The following is a 23,049-nucleotide window of genomic DNA, read 5'->3' on the forward strand; positions in this document are numbered from 1 at the left end:
TGACCGACCGCGTCAGGTCGTCGCCGGCTTGCGGCCACTGTTGTTGTGTCCCAGCAGGGGCGTCTTGGACCGGCCGCGGCCCAGGCGCAGCGAGAAGGTCTTCTTGTACGACGGCACGACGCCGATCAACGGCTGGTTCAGCAAGGCCTCGAAGTCGGACTCACCGCGCACGCGCCGATCACGCGCCTCGCGCGTGCCCACGACCAGCAGGCCGAAGATGCCGCCCACCAGGCCGCCAAGCATGAGATTCAGGCCATTGCGGGGCGAGGACGGCTGGTTGGGTGCCGTGGCGCGCTCGAGCGCGGCCACGTTGACCTGGTTGGTCTGGCTCTCGAGATTGGTCATGTTCAGGCGCGCCAGCACGCCGTCGTAGGCGCGCTGGGAGTTCTCGACATCGCGCACCAGCACCGAAGCCTCGTCGCGCACGGCGCGCAGCTTGAGCACGCGCGCACGCTGCTCCTCGAGTGCGGTGCGCGCCTGCGCCACGCGCGACTGGTTGACCTGATTGCTGATGCCCACGCTGGATTGCGCGCGCCTGACCTCGGATTCGAAGCGGGTGCGGTTGTCGGCAATGCCGAGCTTGAGCTCGCGCACCGCCGGGTGGTTTTCGCCCAGGCGGCTGCTCATCTGTTCGAGCTGGGCCTCCTGGCGCGCCAGTTCGGCGCGCAGCCCCGCCACCATGGGATTGGCCATCACGTCGAGCATGCGGTCGCCCTGCGTCTGCGCCTGGGCATCGCGGCTCTTGGTGTCGGCAGCAGCGGCCTGCACCAGCACCAGCTGGGCATTCAGCTCGTTCAGGCGCTGGGTCTCGACGTCCAGGCGCTCGTCGCTGACGACGAGGCCGGTCTTCTGCTGGTAGGCCGAGAGCTTGGCCTGGGCCGCCTCGAGGCTGTCGCGCAGCGCCTTGGCATTGGTGTCGAAGAAGCGCGAGTAGTCTTTGGCCGGCGAGGTGCGCAGTTCCAGCGTGGTGTCGAGGTAGGCCTTGATGAAGGCGTTGGCGACGGTCTCGACGAAGCGTGGGTCGGAGCCGCTGTAGAACAAGTTGATGACGTTGGATCCGCGCGAGGGCCGCACTTCGAGGCTGCCGCGCAGCATGTCGGCCAGGTAGGCGGCAAAGTCGCCCGTGCCCTTGGTGCGCGCCATCCACTGCTCGCGCAATTCGGCGATCTCGGTCAGGCGCAACGAGGAAACCACGCGCGCCGCCACCCGCGAACTCTGGATGATGTCGACCTGCGTCATCAGGTAGCTGGGCGAGGCCATGCCGGCGAGCACGGTGCCCGCGATGGGGTCGACCTTGGGGTCGATCACCAGCGAAGCCGTGGCCGTGTAGACCTTGGGCGCCGTGAAGGTGTAGGCCGCCACGCCAGCCACCACCAGCGAAAACGCGATGAGAAAAGACAGCCAGCGCGAACGCAGTATCTGCAGCAACACCCGGAAAGTCATCGATCACTCCAAAGCCGGCCCGGGGAAACCCGTGCGCGCAAACCGGAATTGTCAGGCCGGCCGCCAGCGGGCGATACCCGAAGCCTGCATGCGGGCTATCAGAACAGGCTTTCCTTCACGTAGACGACATCACCTTCCTGCAGGCGATCATCCATCGAGGGCTGCAGCACCTGGGTCTTGCCTTCGGCGCCGCGGCGGTGCAGCTTCAGATCTTTCAGCGTGCCGCGCTGGGTGAGGCCCCCGCCGGTGGCCAGGGCCTGCATCAGCGTCATGCCGCGTTCGACGCGCAGCGGGCCCGGACGCTGCACCTCGCCGTAGATGTAGGCGGTGGGCGCGCGGTCGATCCAGACCACGTCGCCGTTCTGGATGGGAATGTCCAGCTCGCGGCTGGGCGAGGCAAACACCGAAGGCAGGTCGACCTCCTTGCGGAAAGGCTTGCCTTCGCGCACGCCGCTCACCACCACCAGTTCGCCCCCGGCCGCCGAGATGCCCCCAGCCAGCGCCAGCAGATCGGTCAGGCGCATGTCGGCCACCTCGATGGGGAAGCGGCCCGGACGGTTGGCCTGGCCCAGCACCGAGGCCTGGTTGCCGCGCACCTGCACCGGCAGCACGCTGACCTGGGGCTGCTTGACGAAATTGCCCAGGCGCAGGCCGTCGGCAATGGTCTTCTCGGCCGCGCCCACGCTCAGGCCTCCGAGCTTGACCACGCCCAGCAGCGGATAGCTGATGGCGCCGCTTTCGCTGATGCGGCCCTCGAGCGAGAGATCGGGGTTCTGGTAGACGGTGATACGCACCACGTCGCCGGCACCCAGCCGGTACTCGGGCCCGGCACCCTGGGCGGGGGCCGTGCCGGCCATCAGCAGCGCCATGGCAAGCCCGGCGCAGCGCGAGAGAAACTTGAAGGCGTTCATTTCTTCAGTCCCAGGCCCTTGCTGATGGAGCTGGCCTCGGCGTCGGAGGCGCTGGGCGCGGGCGCCTTGGTCGCGGCACCGGCGGTGGCGCCCGACGCGGCCTCGGCGAATTTGCCGACGAGTTCGATCTTGCCGGCGGCGCGCAGCGACTTCAGATCATCCTCGACCAGCTTGCGCTTGCGCTCGTTGAGCAAGTACTGCTCGATGGCCGGACGGGCCTGCTCTTCGCTGACGGGCTGGCTGCGCGAACCGGCAAGCACGATGACCTGCACGCCGTTGGGCGCCGGCACGATGCCGGCCTGGCCGTCCTTCATCTTCGAGAAGGCCTCCAGGCTGTTCAGTGGCAGTTGCTCGGCAGAACGCACCGCCTGGTTGCCGTTGAAGCGGTAATCCTTGGCCTTCAGGAACTCGAGGAATTCATTGATGTTTTTGCTCGCGCTCAGGCGCTCGCGCAATTCCGGCTGCTGCTCGGGCTTGGCCTCGATGGCGATTTCCTGGATGTTGTAGATGCGGCGCTCGGCAAACAGCGCCGGCTTCTCGCCGTAATACTTCTTGATTTCTTCGGGCGTGGGCTTGGGCGCCGCGTCGCCAACGCGCTCGACATAGGCGCGCGCCAGGATTTCGCGGCGCGCGGCGTCGATTTGCTGCAGCACGCGCTGGTCGCGGTCGAGCTTGAGTTCCTCGGCCTTCTGCACCGCCAGTTGCTGGTCGACCAGACGCTCGAGGATCTGGCGGCTGGCGGCCTCGGCCTGCTCGGGGCGCAGATTGCGTTGCTGCTGGAGCACGAAATTGATCTGGTGGACGGTGATCTCGTCCTTGTTGACCTTGGCCGCCGTCTGGCTGGCGGGCTTGTCCTTCTTGTCGCCACAGGCCGCAAGCAGCATCGCGGCGGCGAGGGCGGACATCAGCAACCAACGGCCCGCCTTGGGCGCGGCTTGGGGCATCTGGTGATTCATCGGCAGGCTTCCTCGGAAATCGATCAGGCGAAAAGGGCTGGCGCCACAGCAGCGCGGCGAACGGCCGGCGCAGGCGCATGGAGTCATGCGCCTTTCGGGCCAGCCGACGAGTTTAGTGCGCCTGAATGACGAAACCGGGGCGCAGCCGCCCCTTACTCGGGCAGCATTTCACTCAGCATTTGATGCCGACGTGCAGGGCGACGATGCCGCCGGCCAGGTTGTGGATGTCGACGTGGCCGAAGCCGGCCGCTTTCATCATCGCCTTGAGCGCCGCCTGGTCGGGGTGCATGCGAATGCTTTCGGCCAGGTAGCGGTAGCTGTCGCCGTCCTTGGCGATCAGCTTGCCCAGCAATGGCATGAGCGTGAACGAATACCAGTCGTAGGGCTTGCGCAGCAGCGGCGCGGGGCGCGAGAACTCCAGCACCAGCAGGCGCCCGCCCGGGCGCAGCACGCGCGCCATCTCGGCCAGGGCGGCCTCCTTGTGCGTCATGTTGCGCAGGCCGAAGGCGACGCTGGCGAGATCAAAACTGGCGTCGACAAAAGGAAGGTGCTCGGCGTCGCAGGCCGCCGTGGGCAACAGCACGCCGTCGTCGAGCAGGCGATCACGGCCGGCGCGCAGCATGGCCTCGTTGATGTCAGTCAGCACGACGCGGCCGGTGGGGCCGGCGCGCTCGGCGAAGGCACGCGCCAGGTCGCCGGTGCCGCCGGCGACATCCAGCACCTGCATCCCGGGCCGCACCGCCGCCACCGCCACCGTGTAGGCCTTCCAGGCGCGGTGCAGGCCGAGCGACAGCACGTCGTTCATCAGGTCGTACTTGGTCGCCACCGAGTCGAACACGCCGCGCACGCGGCCCGCCTTCTCGGCCTCGTCGACGTTCTGGTAGCCGAAGTGGGTCTGTGCCATGTCAGTGTGAGCAGCTGCCACCGTGGCCGGCGGCGGTGGGCATGGCGGCGTCACGGTCGACGCCGGCAGCGCGCAGGCGCTCGTCGTACTGCGCCCACAGCTCGCCTTGCTGGCTGCCCAGGTGGTAAAGGTAGTCCCAGGTGAAGATGCCGCTTTCGTGGCCATCGCTGAAACGCGGCTGCACCGCGTAGTGGCCGACGGCAGCGATGTCCTCGATGCCCACACCGCGCTTGCCGGTCTGCAGCACTTCCTGGCCCGGGCCGTGGCCCTGGACCTCGGCCGAGGGCGAGTAGATGCGCAGCAGCTCGAAGGGGATGCGGAAGGCCGCACCGTCGTCGAAGGCCACCTCAAGCACCTTGGAGGCCTGGTGCACGGTCAGGTTGGTGGGCTGCGGAACGCGTTTATCAGGACCAGCCATGGGCGCGGGACGATCATCTAGGACGGACCGCAGTGTATCGCCGCCCGCCGCGACCACTCGCCGCGAGGACGGCCGGCTTCAGTCGCGCTGGCGGCGCCGGAAGGCGAGCAGCCCGACCAGGCCCAAGCCGGCCAGCATCATCCCGTAGGTCTCGGGCTCGGGCACGGCGGCGATGCCGACGTTCAGGAAGACGCCGCTTTTGTCGACCAGGGCGAAACCCACCGTCGACGCCGGCACGAAGGCGGCCAGGATGCTCTGGATGCTGACGTTGGCCACCGAGGTCGAGGCCGGCACGGCCGTGAAGCTGGCGGCGGCGGCCCAGTCGTGGGTGCTGAAATCGAGGAAGCTGTTGGCGGTGAAGGGGCCGGCCGCGACCAGCGGCGCCGTCGCGGTGACACCCGGCAGCGGTGTGACCCGCAACTGGCCACTCACCGACACCAGGGAGCCGGAGCCGAAATAGAGGTAGCTGCCCACTTCGGCGAGGCCGAAGCCGTTGAACTGGAAGCCGGCATGGGCCGAGAGCTGGAGCGAAAAGCTCGCGTTGACGACGTTGAAGCCGGCCGAGGAGCTCGCCGCGAAGCCGGGCGAGCCCGAGGGGAACCAGCTCACCTGGTTGCCGACGACGACCGGCGCCCCGAACAGTCCCACGAGGGCGCTGTCGTAGCTGATGTCGAACTGGGAGCCGAGAACGGTGACGGGCACTGCCAGGGCGCTGGAAGCGCCGCATACCGATGCGGCCAACATTGCAACGCGGATCGACTTCATGGCTGGTTCCCTGATGCCCCGCCCGGAGGATCCGGACTTCGAAACCGATTGTCACAAGAACACCGGATATACGAGCGGCCCCTGGCAGCCATTCCCCCTGATCTAGGGGGCACCAAAAGCACACCAAGGTGGGGCGAATTCCTTCGAATTGATGAGGGGACAGGGATTTCGGTGCGAAATATGCACCGACCCGCGCTTCACCACGGATTATTCGCGTCCCGCGCCCGCCCGCATTTCGAGAATCAGCCCGCCGGCAGGGATCAGACCAGCACCCGCTCGATGCCGCCGGCGTTGGCGCGCGCCACGTAATCGGGCAGCCACTGCTCGCCCAGCAACAGGCGAGCCATCTCGACCACGATGTAGTCGGCCTCGAGCAGACCGCTGGACAGGTCGTCCTCGTAGCGCTTGAGGCCCTGCAGGCAGCTCGGGCAGCTGGTCAGGATCTTCAGGTTGGCGCCGGCTGCCGCGCCGAGTTGGCCGCGCAGCGCAGCCTCGTCCTTGCGCAGCTCTTCTTCCTTGCGGAAGCGCACCTGGGTCGAGATGTCGGGCCGCGTGACGCCCAGCGTGCCGCTCTCGCCGCAGCAGCGCTCGCTCTTGCGCACATTGGGGCCGACCAGGGCCTTGACGGTCTTCATCGGCTCCTGCAGCTTCATCGGGCTGTGGCAGGGGTCGTGGTAGAGGTAGCCGCCCTCGTGCGCGGGCAGGGTGATGCCCTTCTCGAGCAGGAATTCGTGGATGTCGACGATGCGGCAGCCGGGGAAGATGTCCTCGAACTGGTAGCCCTGGAGCTGGTCGTAGCAGGTGCCGCAGCTCACCACCACGGTCTTGATGTCGAGGTAGTTCAGGGTGTTGGCGACGCGGTGGAACAGCACCCGGTTGTCGGTGATGATCTTGTCGGCCTTGTCGGCCTGGCCGCTGCCGCGCTGCGGGTAGCCGCAGCACAGATAGCCCGGCGGCAGCACCGTCTGCACACCGGCTTGCCAGAGCATGGCCTGGGTGGCCAGGCCCACCTGGCTGAACAGGCGCTCGCTGCCGCAGCCCGGAAAGTAGAACACCGCCTCGGTCTCGGCCGTGGTCGTGCGCGGGTCGCGGATGATGGGGACGTAGGCCTTGTCCTCGATGTCGAGCAGGGCGCGCGCCGTCTTCTTGGGCAGGCCGCCGGGCATCTTCTTGTTGATGAAGTGGATGACCTGCTCGCGCAGCGGCGCCGCGCCCAGCGTCGCCGGCGGCGCCTGGGTCTGGGCACGCGCGGCCGGGCGCAGCAGGCCATTGACGAAGCGCTGCACCTTGAAGCCGACATCGACCATGGCGCCGCGCATCAGCTTGATGGTCTGCGGATGGGTGGCGTTGAGGAAGAGCATGGCCGCCGCACTGCCGGGGCGGAAGCTCTTCTTGCCCATGCGCTGCAGCAGGCTGCGCATGGCCATCGTGACATCGCCGAAGTCGATCTTCACCGGGCAGGGCGAGAGGCATTTGTGGCACACGGTGCAGTGGTCGGCCACATCCTCGAAATCGGCCCAGTGGCGCACGCTGACGCCGCGCCGCGTCTGCTCTTCGTAGAGGAAGGCCTCGATCAGCAGGCTGGTGGCGAGGATCTTGTTGCGCGGGCTGTAGAGCAGGTTGGCGCGCGGCACATGGGTGGCGCACACCGGCTTGCACTTGCCGCAGCGCAGGCAGTCCTTGATGCTCTCGCTGATGGCGCCGATGTCGCTCTGCTGCATGATCAGCGACTCGTGGCCCATGAGCCCGAAGCTGGGCGTGTAGGCCGCGCTCAGGTCCGACGGCCGCGCGCCGCCATCGGATGCATGGGTGCCGCGCAGCAGCTTGCCCTTGTTGAAGCGGCCCTCGGGGTCAACGCGCCGCTTGTAGTCGGTGAAGGCGGCCAGTTCGTCGTCCGTCAGGAATTCGAGCTTGGTGATGCCGATGCCGTGCTCGCCGCTGATCACCCCGCCCAGGCGCCGCGCCAGCCCCATGATGCGCGCCACCGCCTCGTGGGCGGCCTGCAGCATGGCGTAGTTGTCGCTGTTGACGGGGATGTTGGTGTGGACGTTGCCGTCGCCGGCGTGCATGTGCAGCGCCACCCAGACGCGGCCCCGCAGCACCTCCTTGTGGATGCGGCGGCATTCGTCGAGCAGGGGCAAGAAGGCGCTGCCGGCAAACACCTGCTGCAGCGGCTTGAGGATCTGCGTCTTCCACGAAGCGCGCAGCCGCCAGTCCTGCAACAGGGCAAAGGCGGTCTCGCTGGCGCCGGACTGCACCAGGTCGAGCCCGTCCAGCCAGCCCTGCCACAGCGCGCCCACCTCGGCCAGCAGGGCCAGGGCCTGCTGCACGCGGTCTTCCAGCAGTTCGGCGCTGGGAATCTCGCCGGCGTCGTCACCTTTGCCCAGCGGCAGCTGGCCGCGCTGGAAGAAGGCCTGCAGCGCCGCCACCAGCTCGAGCTTGTTGCGCAGGCTCAGCTCGATGTTGATGCGCTCTATGCCCTCGGTGTACTCGCCCATGCGCGGCAGCGGAATCACCACGTCTTCGTTGATCTTGAAGGCGTTGGTGTGGCGCGCGATGGCCGCGGTGCGCTTGCGGTCGAGCCAGAACTTCTTGCGCGCGTCGGCGCTGACGGCGACGAAGCCCTCGCCGGCGCGGCTGTTGGCGATGCGCACCACCTCGCTGGTGGCGCGCGCCACGGCGTCGGCGTCGTCGCCGACGATGTCGCCCACCAGCACCATCTTGGGCAGGCCCGAGCCCGTGAGCGCGCGCTTGCTCTTGGTGGCATAGCCCACGGCCTTGAGGTAGCGGTCGTCCAGGTGCTCCAGGCCGGCGAGCAGGACACCCTGGTCGGCCAGTGAGAAGAGATAGTCCTTGATCTCGACGATGCTGGGCACGGCGTCCTTGGCATTGCCGAAGAACTCGAGGCAGACCGTGCGCACATGGGCCGGCATGCGGTGTACCACCCAGCGTGCGCTGGTGATGAGGCCGTCGCAGCCTTCTTTCTGGATGCCGGGCAGACCGGCGAGGAACTTGTCGGTGACGTCCTTGCCCAGGCCTTCCTTGCGGAACACGCCGCCGGGGATGTCCAGGCGCTCGGTGCGTTCGAGCTTCCTGCCGCTGGCGTCGAAGTACTTCAGCTCGAAGCTGGCGACCTCGACATCATGAATCTTCCCCAGGTTGTGGTTGAGGCGGGTCACCTCCAGCCACTTGGCCTCGGGCGTGACCATCTTCCAGCTTGCCAGGTTGTCGAGCGCCGTGCCCCACAGCACGGCCTTCTTGCCGCCGGCGTTCATGGCCACGTTGCCGCCAATGCAGCTGGCCTCGGCGCTGGTGGGGTCGACCGCGAAGACAAAGCCGCCGCGCTCGGCCGCATCGGCCACGCGCTGGGTGACGACGCCGGCCTCGCTGAAGATGGTGGCCACCGGAAGGGCGACGCCCGGCAGCGCGACCATCTCGACCTCGCTCATGGCCTCGAGCTTCTCGGTGTTGATGACCGCGCTCTTCCAGGTGAGCGGCACGGCGCCGCCGGTGTAGCCGGTGCCACCGCCGCGCGGGATGATGGTGAGACCGAGGTCGATGCAGCCCTTGACCAGGGCCGCCATCTCGGCCTCGCTGTCGGGGGTGAGCACGACGAAGGGGTACTCGACGCGCCAGTCGGTGGCGTCGGTGACGTGGGCGACGCGGCTCAGGCCGTCGAACTTGATGTTGTCGCGGGCGGTGGCGCGGCCAAGCACGCGGCGCGCGGCCTTGCGCAAATCCCACACCGCTCGGAACTGGGCCGCGAAGGCGTCCACCGCGGCGCCGGCCGCCGTGAGCAACTCGCCCACCAGCTGGTCGCGCTGCGGGTCGTCGGCCGGCGTGCGGCGCTTGCCGACCTCGGCCAGGCGATGGTGCAAGGCCTCGATCAGCAGCGCCCGGCGCTTCGGGTTCTCGAGCAGGTCGTCTTCGAGGTAGGGGTTGCGCTGCACCACCCAGATGTCGCCCAGCACCTCGTAAAGCATGCGCGCGCTGCGGCCGGTGCGGCGCTCCTGGCGCAGCTGGGTGAGGATGCCCCAGGCTCGCGGTCCGAGCAGGCGCTGCACGATCTCGCGGTCGGAGAACGAGGTGTAGTTGTAGGGAATCTCGCGCAGCCGCGGCAGGCCGCCGTGCGGGTCGTCCACGGGTGCGCCACGGAGGGCCGCGGGTATCGGAAGCGGTGCATTCATAGGGTAAGCGCGAATGCTAACGCAGGGCCCCGGGCCAGCCGCGCCAGGGGTTGTGCGGCGGTCGACGATGGGCGCGGCGGGTTAGTCCCGTTGCCCCGGCCGCCCAGGCATGACAGAAACCGGGGCGTCACCGAAGCGGCGCATCATCACCGCTTCAGCCCAGAAGAAAGACCGCCCGGAGTAGCCATGATTCAAAAGTCCCCTGCCCTCGCCGCCGCCGCGCTGGCCGCCGCCTTCGCCCTGCCCGCCGCGGCCCAGACCGAGATCCAGTGGTGGCATTCGATGACCGCCGTCAACAACGAGTGGGTCAACGACCTGGCCAAGGATTTCAACGCCAGCCAGAAGGAATACAAGATCGTGCCCACCTTCAAGGGCAGCTACGACGAATCGATGACGGCCGCGGTGGCCGCCTTCCGCTCGGGCAATGCGCCGCACATCCTGCAGGTCTTCGAGGTCGGCACCGCCACCATGATGGCCAGCAAGGGCGTGGTAATGCCGGTGGGCAAGCTGATGACCGACGCCGGCTACAAGTTCGACCCTGCCGCCTACGTGCCCGCGGTGGCCGGCTACTACACCGCGCCCAACGGGCAGATGCTGAGCTTCCCCTTCAACAGCTCGACCACGGTCTTCTACATCAACCGCGACGCCTTCAAGGCCGCCGGCCTGGACGCCGACAAGCCGCCCACCACCTGGCCCGAGGTGGCACTGGCCGCCGCCAAGCTCAAGGCCAGCGGCCACAAGTGCCCCTTCACCACCGCCTGGCAGGGCTGGACCCAGCTCGAAAGCTTCTCGACCTGGCACAACGTCGAGCTGGCCACGCAGCGCAACGGCCTGGGCGGCATGAACGCGCGCATGGTAGTGAACTCGCCGCTGCATGTGCGCCACATCGAGAACCTGGCCAACATGGCCAAGCAGGGTCTCTTCATCTACAAGGGCCGCGGCAACGTGCCCGAGGCCACCTTCGTCTCGGGCGAGTGCGCGATGATCACCACGTCCTCGGGCTTCTACGGCAACGTCAAGCGCAATGCCAAGTTCGCCTACGCCCTGGCCACCCTGCCCTACTACCCCGACGTGCCGGGCGCGCCGCAGAACACCGTCATCGGCGGCGCCAGCCTGTGGGTCACCTCGGGCAAGAAGCCGGCCGAGTACAAGGGTGTGGCCGCCTTCTTCAACTACCTCTCCAACCCGGACGTGCAGTCGGCCAGCCACAAGCGCACCGGCTACCTGCCCATCACCATGGCCGCCTTCCAGCTGACCGAGAAATCGGGCTTCTACAAGGCCAACCCGGGCACCGACACCGCGGTGAACCAGATGATCCGCAAGACCACCGACAAGTCGCGCGGCATCCGCCTGGGCAACTACGTGCAGATCCGCGCGGTGGAGGACGAAGAACTCGAGCAGGTCTGGGGCGGCAAGAAGACGGCCAAGGAGGCGCTGGACAGTGTCGTCAAGCGCGGCAACGAGTTGCTTGAGCGCTTCGAGAAAGCCAACAAGGGTTGAGTCGCCGGCCACCAAGCCCCGCCCGCTAGATGGCCGTCGAAAAGCGCGTCCGCTTCAAGAGCTGGTGGCTGCCCTGGGTGCTGGTGGCGCCGCAGATGGCCGTGGTGCTGGTGTTCTTCTTCTGGCCCGCCGGCCAGGCGCTCTACCAGAGCGTGATGCTGGAAGACGCCTTCGGCACCACGACCCAGTTCGTCGGTGCCGAGAACTTCACTCGCCTCTTCGCAGACGACACCTACCTCGCCTCGTTCCGAACCACCGCCGTCTTCTCGGTGCTGGTGGCCGGCGTCGGCCTCACGGTGGCACTGCTGCTGGCGGTGATGGCCGACCGCGTCGTCAAGGGCGCCACCTTCTACAAGACCTTCCTGATCCTGCCCTATGCAGTGGCGCCGGCGGTGGCCGGCGTGCTGTGGCTGTTTCTCTTCGCGCCCTCGGTGGGCGTGGTGAGCTTCGCGCTGCGCCGCCTGGGCTTCGAATGGAACCACCTGCTGGACGGCAACCATGCGATGGCGCTGATCGTGATGGCCGCGGTGTGGAAGCAGATCTCGTACAACTTCCTCTTCTTCCTGGCCGGGCTGCAGTCCATCCCCAAGAGCCTGATCGAGGCCGCGGCCATCGACGGCGCCGGGCCGTGGCGCCGCTTCTGGACGGTGCAGTTCCCGCTGCTATCGCCCACCACCTTCTTCCTGCTCGTCATCAACGTCATCTACGCCTTCTTCGAGACCTTTGCCATCGTCGACGCCGCCACCCAGGGCGGGCCCGGCAAGGACACGGCCATCCTGGTCTACAAGGTCTACTTCGACGGCTTCAAGGCGCTGGACCTGGGCAGTTCGGCGGCGCAGTCGGTGGTGCTGATGCTCATCGTCATCGCGCTCACGGTGCTGCAGTTCCGCTACGTCGAGAAGAAGGTGCAGTACTGATGAAAGCCCGCCGGCCGTGATCGAGAACCGCCCCGTCGCCCGCGTGCTGTCCCACCTGGTGCTGGTGCTGGGCGTGCTGATCGTCGCCTTCCCCATCTACCTGACCTTCATCGCCGCCACCCACACGGCCAGGGAGATCGCGCAGCAGGCGCCGATGTCGCTGCTGCCGGGCAGCAACTTCAGCGACAGCTTCAAGCTGGCGCTGTTCGGCGGCCAGACCGACAACGGCGCGCGCACGCCGCCGGTGGCGCCCATGCTGTGGGTGAGCCTGGTCAGCGCGCTCGTCATCTCCATCGGCAAGATCGCCATCAGCCTGCTCAGCGCCTTCGCGGTGGTGTACTTCCGCTTCCCGCTGCGCAACGTCGTGTTCTGGATGATCTTCGTGACGCTGATGCTGCCGGTGGAGGTGCGCATCCTGCCCACCTACAAGGTGGTGTCCGACCTCGGCCTGCTCGACAGCTACGCCGGCCTCACCATCCCTCTCATCGCCTCGGCCACCGCCACCTTCCTGTTCCGCCAGTTCTTCCTCACCGTGCCCGACGAGTTGGTGGAAGCGGCGCGCATCGACGGTGCCGGGCCCATGCGCTTCTTCTGGGACGTGCTGCTGCCGCTGTCGCGCACGTCCATCGCGGCGCTGTTCGTGATCCAGTTCATCTACGGCTGGAACCAGTACCTGTGGCCGCTGCTGGTGACCACCAGCGAGCACATGGCGCCGGTGGTGATGGGCATCAAGCGCATGATTTCCGGCGGCGGCGACGCCGCCATCGACTGGAACATCGTCATGGCCACGGCCCTGCTGGCCATGCTGCCGCCGGCGCTGGTCGTCGTGCTGATGCAGCGCTGGTTCGTCAAGGGCCTGGTGGACACCGAGAAGTAGAGGCACATGGGATCGATTTCGCTGCGCAAGGTCGAGAAGGCCTATGGCCACGGGGCCAAGGCCAACAAGGTGATCCATGGCGTGGACGCCGAGATTCCCGACGGCGAGTTCATCGTCATCGTCGGCCCCAGCGGCTGCGGCAAGAGCACGTTGCTGCGCATGGTGGCAGGGCTGGAAGACATCACTGGCGGCGAGATCCACATCGGCGGGCGCATCGTCAACCAGCTTGAGCCGGCCGAGCGCGACATCGCCATGGTGTTCCAGAACTACGCGCTCTACCCGCACATGAGCGTCTACGACAACATGGCCTACGGCCTGAAGATCGCCAAGAAGCCCAAGGCCGAGATCGAGGCGCGGGTGCAGAAGGCGGCGCGCATTCTCGAACTCGGCAGCCTGCTGGCGCGCAAGCCGCGCGAACTTTCGGGCGGCCAGCGCCAGCGCGTCGCCATGGGCCGCGCCATCGTGCGCCAGCCCCAGGTGTTTCTCTTCGACGAGCCGCTGTCCAACCTGGACGCCAAGCTGCGCGCCCAGACCCGGCTCGAGATCCAGAAGCTGCACCGCGAACTCGGCGTTACCTCGCTCTTCGTCACGCACGACCAGGTCGAGGCGATGACGCTGGCCGAGCGCATGATCGTGATGAACGGCGGGCGCATCGAGCAGATCGGCACGCCCGAGCAGGTCTACGGCACGCCGGCCTCGACCTTCGTCGCCGGCTTCATCGGCTCGCCGCCGATGAATTTGCTCGCCGGCACGGCCACCGGCGCCAGCTTCGCGGTGGCCGGCGCCACGCTGGCCCTGCCGGCCGCCGCACCGCGCGACGGCGCGCTCACGCTGGGCCTGCGCCCCGAGCATGTGGCACTTGATCCCGCCGGCCCCTGGCCACTGCAGGTGGAGATGCTCGAGATGCTGGGCGCCGAGCGCCTGGTCTACGGCCTGCTGGGCGGCACGCTGTGTACGCTGCGCATCGAGGGCACGCTGGTGCCGCCCAAGGTGGGCGAGACGGTGCGCATCAATGCCGAACCCCGGCATCTGCACTGGTTCGACGCGGCCAGCGGCCAGCGCGTCTGATCAGGCGGCCAGCCTCACATCGGCCGCACGTCAGCTTCCAGCCCCAGCCAGTCGGTGTCGCGCTCGGCTTCGGGCAGGCGGCGCAGTTGCCGGATCATCGGCACCCGCCAAGCCACCAGGGCCAGCAGCACGGCCGTGCCGCCGGCAAAGGCCAGCGCGGCACGCAGGCCCAGGTGCTCGCCCAGCCAGCCGCCCAGCAGCGCGCCGGGGCCGGCCGCCAGCAGCGTGAGCCAGCGCATTGTGGCCGTCATGCGGCCCAGCAGCGGCTCGGGCGTCACTGCCTGGCGCAGGGCCAGGAAGTTGATGAAGATGAAGACCGCGCCGGTGGTGAACATCATCAGCATCAGCGCGAAGGCGGCCACGCCCCAGGCATTGGCCGGCGCCAGCGCCAGCATCACCCAGCCCAGCGCGGTGACGGCGTAGCCGATCACCAGACAAGGCCCGGGGCCCAGGCGCTGGCTGATGCGGCGGCCGAACACGCTGCCGCTGATGGTGCCCACGCCCATGCCCATGTAGCAAAGGCCGATGGCCTGCTCCGACAGGCCCAGGGTGCGGGTGGCAAACAGGATTTGCACGGTGATGGCCGCGTGGTGGCACATCTGCCACACGGCCATCAGCAGCCCCAGGGTAAGCAGCAGGCGGTTGCCGACGCAGAAGCGCAGCCCCACCATCAGGTCGCGCCCGAAGTGCGCCTGCGGGCGCGGCTCGCGGCGCTCGTGGATGCGGATGCCGCGCAGGATGAGCGCCGATCCGATCAGCAGCAGCGCATTGACCACCAGGGCCAGCGGCGCGCCGAAGACCTTGATCAGCGCCCCCGCCAGGCCCGGCCCCAGCACCTCGGCGCCCGAGCCGGCGAGCGCGTTCTTGGCATGGGCCTCGACCAGGCGCTCGCGCGCCACCACCTGGGTCAGCACGATCTGCGAGGCACTGCCCGAAACCGTGTGTACCAGCCCCATCACGAAGCCCACCGCGTAGAGCCAGGGCATCGCCAGCCAGCCCATCCACCAGGCCAGCGGCACGCTTAAAGCCGCCAACGCCACCGCAAGCTCACCCACCACATAGACCGGCAGCTTGCGCACGCGGTCCAGCCAGACGCCCGAGGGCAGCGAGAACAGGATGAAGGGCAGCAACTCGACCGTGGTCAGCAGCCCCATCTGCGTGGGGCTGGCCTGCAGCAGCACCGCCGCGGTGAGCGGCAGCGCCAGCAGCATCACCTGGTTGCCGAATGACGCGGTGAGGATGGAAGTCCACAGCCGCCGGTAGGCGGGATCCCGCAGCAGGTCGCCGTCTGGCAGGCGTAACAGTGCGGGCAGGCGCAAATGTGGGCTCGGGGGCAGCTCAGGAACGGTAGTCGGCGTTGATGCTGACGTAGTCGTGCGAGAGATCACAGGTCCACACGGTGGCCTCGGCCCCATCGCCATCCGCGCGGTGCAGGTGCACGCGCACGGTGATCTCGCTTTGCTTCATCACGCGCTGGCCGTCTTCCTCGCGGTAGCCGGGGTGGCGGCCGCCCTGATGGACCACGTGCACGTCGTCGAGGAAGAGGTCGATCAGGCCCTGGTCGAGATCGGCAATGCCGGCATAGCCCACCGCCGCCAGGATGCGGCCGAGGTTGGGGTCGCTGGCGAAGAAGGCGGTCTTGACCAGGGGCGAATGCGCCACGGCATAGGCGGCAAGCCGGCACTCGGCCTCGTCGCGCCCGCCCTGCACCTGGATGGTGATGAACTTGGTCGCGCCCTCGCCATCGCGCACGATGGCCTGGGCCAGTTGCTGGGCCACCGCCACCACGGCGTCGCGCAGCGCGCGGCCGGCGGCAGAAGCCAGCGAGGTGATGGGCGCATGCGCCGCGCGGCGCGTGGCCATCAGCATGAACGAGTCATTGGTCGAGGTGTCGCCGTCGATGGTGATGCGGTTGAAGCTCTGCGCCGCGGCATCGTCCAGCAGGGGCTGGAGCAGGGCAGGATCGATGGCCGCATCGGTGGCGATATAGCCCAGCATGGTGGCCATGTCCGGACGGATCATGCCGGCGCCCTTGGAAATGCCGGTGACGGTGACGGTGTGGCCGTCGATGACGATCTGGCGCGATGCCGCCTTGGGCAGCGTGTCGGTGGTCATGATGCCCTGGGCCGCCTCGAACCAGTGCGCCGGCGCCAGGTCGGCCAGCGCTGCCGGCAGGCCGGCCTCGATGCGCTCCACCGGCAGCGTCTCCATGATCACGCCCGTGGAAAAGGGCAGCACCTGGCCCTGCTGCAATCCCATCAGACCGGCCACAGCAGCGCAGGTGCGGCGCGCACGCGCCAGGCCATCGGCCCCGGTGCCGGCATTGGCATTGCCGGTGTTGACGACGAGCGCACGTATGCCCTGGCCCGATGGCCGTTGGCGCAGGTGCTCGCGGCACAGTTGCACCGGCGCGGCGCAGAAACGGTTGCGCGTGAACACGCCGGCCACGGCTGCACCTTCGTCGAGCGCGAACACCACCAGGTCGCGCCGGTTGGGCTTGCGCACGCCGGCCATCGCCACGCCGATGCGCAGGCCGGGCACGGCATGCAACTGTTGCGGATCGGGGGCTTGAAGATTGACGGGCATGGCGCAGCGGCAGGTCGATTCAGGGGACCGACAGTGTAGGAGGTCGTGCGAAGGCATGGCGCCAGGCGTTGCGCCATTGCCCGCGCAAGGACATAACCCCCCTAGTCGAGGGGGGCGCAGCTGCGGGTAAGACCTCGTCTGTAGCCGCAAGAAGCTATTCAATATGCCTGACCTCTCGGGCACACCGTGCAGCGAAGAACTGGAGCCATGGCTCGGAACTTGCGGCGCAGTGTCCCGAATGTGCCGATGACGCAGCCCGCCGCAACCCGGCGGGCCTGCATCTCAACCCGCCTCGACCCGGGGCGCAATGCTGGAGTGGAGTACGAATGAGCAGAAAGCATGTCAAGAGCCTGATGGCCGCAGCGGCACTGACGCTGACGTCCGGATGGGCCTATTCCCAGGGCTCGGTCGCCATGTCGGCGGCCGAGGGTGGCAATCTGTGGTTCGTGGAACTGGCCGGTGCCCCCGAGGCCGATGGCAACAGCAAGGCTGCCGTCAAGTCCGAGAAGGACGCCTTCCGCAAGTCGGCCGCGGCCGCCGGCGTCAAGTTCAAGGAGCGCCGCGCCTATGACGTGCTCTTCAACGGCTTCGCGGTCCACGCAACGCCGGCCGAGCGCGCCCTGCTGGCCAAGCTGCCCGGCTTCAAGGCCATGTACCCGGTGGGCACCGTGCAGGCACCCAAGCCCGAGGCCGGCGGCCAGGGTAGCGCGCCCGAGATGGCCGCGGCCGTGGCCCTGACCGGCGCCAACATCGCGCAGACACGCGGCGTCACCGGCGCCGGCATCAAGGTCGGCATCATCGACACCGGCATCGACATCGACCACCCCGACCTCGGCGGCGGCGGTGTGGCAGGCGGCACCGCCTTCCCCAGCGCACGCGTGCGCTACGGCTTCGACTTCGTCGGCGACGCCTACGACGCCAACACCAATCCCAACCCGGTGCCCGACGCCAACCCCGATGACTGCAACGGCCACGGCACCCACGTCGCAGGCATCGTCGGCGCCAACGGCGCCATCAAGGGCGTGGCTCCGGGCGTGACCTTCGGCGCCTACCGCGTGTTCGGCTGCGATGGCTCGACCAGCGACGACGTCATCCTCGCCGCACTCGAGCGCGCCTTGGCCGATGGCATGGACGTCGTCAACCAGAGCCTGGGCTCGGCCCGCCAATGGCCGCAATACCCGACCGCGGTGGCCACCAGCCGCCTGTCCAAGCGCGGCGTCATCGTGGTTGCCTCCATCGGCAACAACGGCCCGCAGGGCTCGACGCCAGACGGCCTCTACGCCGCCGGCGCGCCGGGCGTGGGCAGCGACGTCATCGGCGTTGCCTCCTTCGACAACGCGCAACGTGCCTTCACCGTCGGCGCCACGCCGTTTGGCTACAACCCGGCCACCGGCTCTCCGCTGCCGCCCACCAGCGGCAGCCTGCCTCTGGCACGCACCAGCGCGACCCTCGTCGCCAATGATGGCTGCGCGGCCCTGCCCGCAGGCAGCCTCACCGGCACGGCCGTGCTCATCCGCCGCGGCACCTGCACCTTCTACACCAAGGCCTTCAACGCCCAGGCCGCAGGCGCAGCGGCCGTGGTGCTCTTCAACAACGCCGCCGGTGCGCTCAGCCCCACGGTGGCCGGCGCGCCCGCCATCACCATCCCGGTGGTCGCGGTCACCGCGGCCCAGGGCGCGGCGCTCAATGCGGCCATCGCCGCGGGCCCGGCCTCGCTGACCTGGGGCACCGACTTCGTCGGCTATCCCTTCGGCACCGGCGGCCTGATCTCGGGCTTCAGTTCCTTCGGCCTCGCCGCCGATCTGAGCGTCAAGCCCAATATCGGCGCCCCGGGCGGCGCCATCTTCTCCACCTACCCGCTGGAAGAAGGCGGCTACGCCACGCTGTCGGGCACCTCGATGTCCTCGCCCCACGTTGCCGGCGGCGCCGCTCTGGTGCTGCAGGCGCGTCCGCGCACCAGCCCGGCGCGCATGAAGACGCTGCTGCAGAACACGGCCGATCCCAAGGCCTGGGGCGGCAACCCCGGCCTCGGCTTCCTTGACCATGTGCACCGCCAAGGCGCGGGCATGATGGACATCGTCGGCGCCATTGACACCCGTACCACCGTCGAGCCCAGCGAGATCGCGGTCGGCGAAAGCTCGGCACGGCCCTTCCGCCAGAAGCTCAAGATCCGCGCGGCCGCCGGCTCCACCTATGACCTCAGCCATGTCGCGGCACTGGCCACCGGCCCCTTCACCTTTGTGCAGGCGCCCGGCTTGACCAACTTCGCGGCCTCGGCCGGCGTGGCATTCAGCGCCGCCTCGGTCACGGTACCCGCGGGCGAGGACGACGCCGAAGTCTCGGTGACCATCACGCCGCCCGACGGCACGCAGCTTGAGGACAAGGGCATCTACGGCGGCTACATCGTGCTGACGCCGCGCGACGGCGGCGCGCCGCTGCGCGTGCCCTACGCCGGCTTCAAGGGCGACTACCAGTCCATCCAGGTCCTGGCCCCCACGGCCAACGGCTTCCCCTGGCTGGCCCAGCTCAGCGGTGGCTTCTTCAACAACATGCCCACCGGCGCGAGCTACACGATGGCGGGTGACGACATCCCGTTCTTCCTGATCCACCTCGACCACCACTCCGAGCGCGTGCTGCTCGAGGCGCTCGACGCTGCCACCGGCAATGTCGTGGGCCGCGTGAGCCTGGACGAATGGGTCACGCGCAATGGCTCGCCCACCGGCTTCTTCGCCTTCGCCTGGGACGGCCAGGTGTTCAAGAAGGATCCGGCCAAGCTCAACCAGTGGAGCGTGGCTCCCAATGGCAGCTACATCGTCCGCGTCACCGTGACCAAGGCGCTGGCCGACAAGAAGAACCCCGCCCACTTCGAGACCTGGTCGTCGCCGGTGATCACCGTCGCCCGGCCCTGAGCCCGGCACCGCCGCGGGCCTCGCGCCCGCGGCTGCAGCAAGGCCCTGCCGCGCAAGCGGCGGGGCTTTTTTATTGTTGAGGCTGACCGCCGCAGGCGCGGCGGCGCGGCGCTTCAGCGCGTGACGTCGCCCGATGGGGGCGGCACGGCACGGCCGGCCGGGCAGGGCAACCAGTGGCCGCGGGCGGTGGCGTGGTACACGCGTTCACGCCCGCTGCCGCGCACGACGATGCGCCAGCCCGGCACCAGGGCCTGGGTGTACATGCGGCCCGGCTGGGGACAGCCCAGCGAGCCGTCGGGCCAGGTCACGGCCTCGGCCTCGGCCTTCAGCGCGCCCGCGTCGGCCAGCTGCCAGGTGGCTGCCGCGTCGGCACGCACGGCGGCCAGGATGGTCTGCAGTTCATCGGACCTTGCCGGCGCGGCCGGGGCGGGTGCGCCACCCTCAGCCATCGCAGGCACGGCGGCGCAACCGCTGGCCGCAGCCACCATGGCCACCGTGAGGGCAACGGCCTGGGCGAAGCGTGGCAGCGGCAGCGTCAAGGCGGGCCGGTTCATGGCGCAAAAGGCTCAGCTCAGCTTGCCGTGGCAGTTCTTGTACTTCTTGCCGCTGCCGCAGGGGCAGGGGTCGTTGCGGCCGGCCTTGGGCAAGGGCGCCTCGCCCAACAGCCCGGTATCAGCCACCTGGCTGACGCCGCCGTCCTCGGTGGGCGCGGTGTAGGTCACGTTGCTCAGCTGGGATGCCTGCTGCTCGAGCGCCTGGGCCGCCTCGGCCGCCTGGTCTTGCGTCTGGATGCGCACCGTCATCAGGATGCGCGTGACCTCGAGCTTGACCACGTCGAGCAGCTGGGAGAACAGCTCGAAGGCCTCGCGCTTGTATTCCTGCTTCGGGTTCTTCTGGGCATAGCCGCGCAGATGGATGCCCTGGCGCAGATAGTCCAGCGCCGCCAGGTGCTCGCGCCAGTGGCTGTCTATGCTTTGCAGCAGCACCATGCGCATGAAGGGCGTGAACTGCTCGCTGCCGACGAGCTCGACCTTGCCCTTGAACATCGCGTCGGCCGCAGCCACCACGGTGTCGACCATGTCGTCGTCGGTGATGGACTCGCTCTTGTCGACCTTGGCCTTGAGCGCCACCTCGAGCTGCCATTCCTCGCGCAGCACGCGTTCCAGCGCGTCCAGATCCCACTGCTCTTCCAGCGTGCCGGCAGGCACATAGGTGCGAACGACCTCGGTCATCGCACTCTTGCGCAGGTTGGTGATCTGCTCGTCGAGGCTGGCCGACTCGAGGATCTCGTTGCGCTGCTGGTAGATGACCTTGCGCTGGTCGTTGCTGACGTCGTCGTATTCGAGCAACTGCTTGCGCATGTCGAAGTTGCGCGCCTCGACCTTGCGCTGCGCGCTCTCGATGCTGCGGTTGACGATGCCGGCCTCGATGGCCTCGCCCTCGGGCATCTTCAGGCGGTCCATGATGGCGCGCACGCGGTCGCCCGCGAAGATGCGCATCAGTGGGTCGTCCAGGCTCAGGTAGAAGCGGCTGGCACCGGGGTCGCCCTGGCGGCCCGAGCGGCCGCGCAGCTGGTTGTCGATGCGCCGGCTCTCGTGGCGCTCGGTGGCCACGATGCGCAGGCCGCCGGCGGCCTTGACCTTCTCGTGCAGGCTCTGCCATTCGTCCTTGAGCTGCTGGGCGCGAGCACGGCGCTCGTCGTCGCTCAGCGCAGCATCGTTCTCGAGGAACTGGATCTGCTTCTCGACATTGCCGCCGAGCACGATGTCGGTGCCGCGGCCGGCCATGTTGGTGGCGATGGTGATCACGCCCGGCCGCCCGGCCTGGGCCACGATCTCGGCCTCCTTGGCGTGCTGCTTGGCATTGAGCACCTGGTGCGGCAGCTTGACCTTGGTGAGCAGGCCCGAGATCAGCTCGGAATTCTCGATGCTGGTCGTGCCCACCAACACCGGCTGGCCGCGCTCGTGGCAGTCGCGGATGTCGGCGATGACCGCGTCGTACTTTTCCTTGGCGGTCTTGTAGATGAGGTCGTTGTCGTCCTTGCGGATGGTCGGCTTGTTGGGCGGGATCACCACCGTCTCGAGGCCGTAGATCTCCTGGAACTCGTAGGCCTCGGTGTCGGCCGTGCCGGTCATGCCCGAGAGCTTGCCGTACATGCGGAAGAAGTTCTGGAAGGTGACCGAGGCCAGGGTCTGGTTCTCGCTCTGGATCTGCACGCCTTCCTTGGCCTCGACTGCCTGGTGCAGGCCGTCACTCCAGCGCCGGCCCGTCATCAGGCGGCCCGTGAACTCGTCGACGATGACCACCTCGCCGTCTTGCACCACATAGTGCTGGTCGCGGTTGTAGAGGTGGTTGGCCCGCAACGCCGCGTAGACGTGGTGCATCAGCGCGATATTGCCCGGCTCGTAGAGGCTGGCGCCCTCGGCCAGCAGGCCGGCCTCGGTGAGCAGGCGCTCGGCGTTCTCATGGCCTCGCTCGGTGAGGTAGACCTGGTGCGTCTTCTCGTCGACGGTGAAGTCGCCGGCGTCGACCACGCCCTCGCCGGTGCGGATGTCCTCTTCTCCGATCTGCTTCTTCAGGCCCGGCACGATGGCATTGATGCGCACATACATGTCGGTGTGGTCTTCGGCCTGGCCGCTGATGATGAGCGGGGTGCGCGCCTCGTCGATGAGGATGGAGTCGACCTCGTCGACGATGGCATAGGCCAGGCCGCGTGCGACGCGGTCGCGCACCTCGAGCACCATGTTGTCGCGCAGGTAGTCGAAGCCGAACTCGTTGTTGGTGCCGTAGGTGACATCAGCTGCATAGGCGGCCTGCTTCTCCTCGCGCCCCATGCCGGGCACGTTGACGCCCACCGTCAGGCCCAGGAAACCGTAGAGCCGGCCCATCCACTCGGCGTCGCGCCGCGCCAGGTAGTCGTTGACGGTGACGAGGTGAACGCCCTTGCCGGCCAAGGCATTCAGGTAGACCGGCAGCGTGGCCATCAGCGTCTTGCCCTCGCCGGTGCGCATCTCGGCGATCTTGCCTTGGTGCAGGGCCATGCCGCCGATCAGCTGCACGTCGAAATGGCGCATCTTCAACGAACGCTTGCCGGCCTCGCGCACGACGGCAAAGGCCTCGACCAACAGCGCGTCGAGCGCGGTGCCGCCGGCCAGGCGCTGACGGAACTCCTCGGTCTTGCCGCGCAACTGCTCGTCGCTGAGCTTTTCGAACTGCGGCTCGAGCGCGTTGACCTTTTCCACTTCGCGCCGGTATTGCTTGAGCAGGCGCTCGTTCCGGCTGCCGAAAATCTGGGTCAGGATCTTGGGGAACATGCGGCGGGGGCTGGTTGGGTCGAAGGTGGCGCACAAGCAGCGGGCGGGCCTGGGGCCCGCGCGAACCTGGCGGCGTCTGGAGCATCTGGGGTCTGGCGCTGCTTCTGCAAGCGGTCGCAAGCGGCTGCAAAAGCTGCAAAGGGCTGCCGGACCCGTCGAACACCGCCGCTGCCGCCATCCGAAGACGCGGTGCGCCGCTGCGCGAAGCCCTTGATTTTAGCATCCGGCCCTGGTACAGCCCCGTGACTTGCGACACCGCTGCCGGGCCTGGCGCGACCGCGGGCAGCGACCGGG

General features: G+C 68.2%; 16 protein-coding genes. 5 read left to right on the forward strand and 11 right to left on the reverse strand.

The window, feature by feature from the left end:
• Positions 1-12 precede the first annotated feature (12 nt).
• From epsF to JMV16_RS04130, 7 genes are all read right to left on the reverse strand, one after another.
• On the reverse strand, positions 13-1,431 hold the full coding sequence (epsF, locus tag JMV16_RS04100; RefSeq protein ID WP_236580348.1) for a chain length determinant protein EpsF: 1,419 nt from the start codon (positions 1,429-1,431) through the stop codon (positions 13-15).
• 110 nt (positions 1,432-1,541) lie between these two features.
• Positions 1,542-2,354, reverse strand: a complete 813-nt coding sequence (gene epsE / locus JMV16_RS04105; RefSeq protein ID WP_201492912.1) for a polysaccharide export protein EpsE — start codon at positions 2,352-2,354, stop codon at positions 1,542-1,544.
• Entirely contained in the window at positions 2,351-3,310 is a 960-nt protein-coding gene (locus JMV16_RS04110) for an EpsD family peptidyl-prolyl cis-trans isomerase (RefSeq protein ID WP_236580349.1), read from the reverse strand. The genes epsE and JMV16_RS04110 overlap by 4 nt, the downstream gene beginning before the upstream one ends.
• Before the next feature lie 172 nt (positions 3,311-3,482).
• Positions 3,483-4,214 (reverse strand): bifunctional demethylmenaquinone methyltransferase/2-methoxy-6-polyprenyl-1,4-benzoquinol methylase UbiE, encoded by a 732-nt coding sequence (ubiE, locus tag JMV16_RS04115; RefSeq protein ID WP_201492913.1) that lies wholly within the window; start codon positions 4,212-4,214, stop codon positions 3,483-3,485.
• 1 nt (position 4,215) lies between these two features.
• Positions 4,216-4,632, reverse strand: coding sequence for a gamma-butyrobetaine hydroxylase-like domain-containing protein (locus tag JMV16_RS04120; protein ID WP_201492914.1), 417 nt, complete (start codon positions 4,630-4,632; stop codon positions 4,216-4,218).
• A 78-nt stretch (positions 4,633-4,710) separates the two neighbouring features.
• Complete coding sequence (locus JMV16_RS24130; protein WP_236580350.1) at positions 4,711-5,397, reverse strand: PEP-CTERM sorting domain-containing protein; 687 nt, start codon at positions 5,395-5,397, stop codon at positions 4,711-4,713.
• A 260-nt stretch (positions 5,398-5,657) separates the two neighbouring features.
• Positions 5,658-9,584, reverse strand: a complete 3,927-nt coding sequence (locus JMV16_RS04130) for an FAD/FMN-binding oxidoreductase (RefSeq protein ID WP_201492915.1) — start codon at positions 9,582-9,584, stop codon at positions 5,658-5,660.
• 186 nt (positions 9,585-9,770) lie between these two features.
• On the opposite strand from JMV16_RS04130, the gene ugpB reads away from it, so the two are divergent.
• Genes ugpB through JMV16_RS04150 form a run of 4 tightly spaced genes read left to right on the forward strand, consistent with a single transcriptional unit; the run spans position 9,771 to position 13,946 of the window.
• Positions 9,771-11,084 (forward strand): sn-glycerol-3-phosphate ABC transporter substrate-binding protein UgpB, encoded by a 1,314-nt coding sequence (ugpB, locus tag JMV16_RS04135; RefSeq protein ID WP_201492916.1) that lies wholly within the window; start codon positions 9,771-9,773, stop codon positions 11,082-11,084.
• Positions 11,085-11,113: 29 nt separating this feature from the next.
• Positions 11,114-12,001 carry a sn-glycerol-3-phosphate ABC transporter permease UgpA gene (gene ugpA / locus JMV16_RS04140; protein ID WP_201492917.1) on the forward strand — a complete coding sequence of 296 codons (888 nt, stop codon included), beginning with the start codon at positions 11,114-11,116 and terminating at the stop codon, positions 11,999-12,001.
• Between the two features lie 16 nt (positions 12,002-12,017).
• Positions 12,018-12,878, forward strand: a complete 861-nt coding sequence (gene ugpE, locus JMV16_RS04145; protein WP_201492918.1) for a sn-glycerol-3-phosphate ABC transporter permease UgpE — start codon at positions 12,018-12,020, stop codon at positions 12,876-12,878.
• Between the two features lie 6 nt (positions 12,879-12,884).
• Positions 12,885-13,946, forward strand: coding sequence for a sn-glycerol-3-phosphate import ATP-binding protein UgpC (locus tag JMV16_RS04150; protein ID WP_201492919.1), 1,062 nt, complete (start codon positions 12,885-12,887; stop codon positions 13,944-13,946).
• A gap of 14 nt (positions 13,947-13,960) precedes the next feature.
• Here JMV16_RS04150 and JMV16_RS04155 read toward each other — a convergent pair whose 3' ends face one another.
• Both JMV16_RS04155 and argJ read right to left on the reverse strand, forming a co-directional pair.
• The gene (locus tag JMV16_RS04155; RefSeq protein ID WP_236580351.1) at positions 13,961-15,265 is read right to left on the reverse strand and encodes an MFS transporter; all 1,305 of its coding nucleotides are present in this window, start codon (positions 15,263-15,265) and stop codon (positions 13,961-13,963) included.
• 19 nt (positions 15,266-15,284) lie between these two features.
• Positions 15,285-16,532: a bifunctional glutamate N-acetyltransferase/amino-acid acetyltransferase ArgJ gene (gene argJ / locus JMV16_RS04160; protein ID WP_201492921.1), complete on the reverse strand. Its 1,248-nt coding sequence runs from the start codon at positions 16,530-16,532 to the stop codon at positions 15,285-15,287.
• A 326-nt stretch (positions 16,533-16,858) separates the two neighbouring features.
• Between argJ and JMV16_RS24505 the strand changes: the two genes are divergently transcribed.
• Complete coding sequence (locus tag JMV16_RS24505; protein WP_310737069.1) at positions 16,859-19,441, forward strand: S8 family serine peptidase; 2,583 nt, start codon at positions 16,859-16,861, stop codon at positions 19,439-19,441.
• Between the two features lie 113 nt (positions 19,442-19,554).
• On the opposite strand, the gene JMV16_RS24510 is transcribed toward JMV16_RS24505, so the two are convergent.
• Both JMV16_RS24510 and secA read right to left on the reverse strand, forming a co-directional pair.
• Positions 19,555-19,995, reverse strand: a complete 441-nt coding sequence (locus JMV16_RS24510) for a hypothetical protein (RefSeq protein ID WP_201492922.1) — start codon at positions 19,993-19,995, stop codon at positions 19,555-19,557.
• Positions 19,996-20,007: 12 nt separating this feature from the next.
• Positions 20,008-22,755, reverse strand: coding sequence for a preprotein translocase subunit SecA (secA, locus tag JMV16_RS04175; protein WP_201492923.1), 2,748 nt, complete (start codon positions 22,753-22,755; stop codon positions 20,008-20,010).
• Positions 22,756-23,049 lie beyond the last annotated feature (294 nt).

The sequence above is a fragment of the Rubrivivax sp. A210 genome, assembly GCF_904426505.1.
In the GTDB taxonomy this organism is placed as follows: Bacteria; Pseudomonadota; Gammaproteobacteria; order Burkholderiales; family Burkholderiaceae_C; genus Rubrivivax.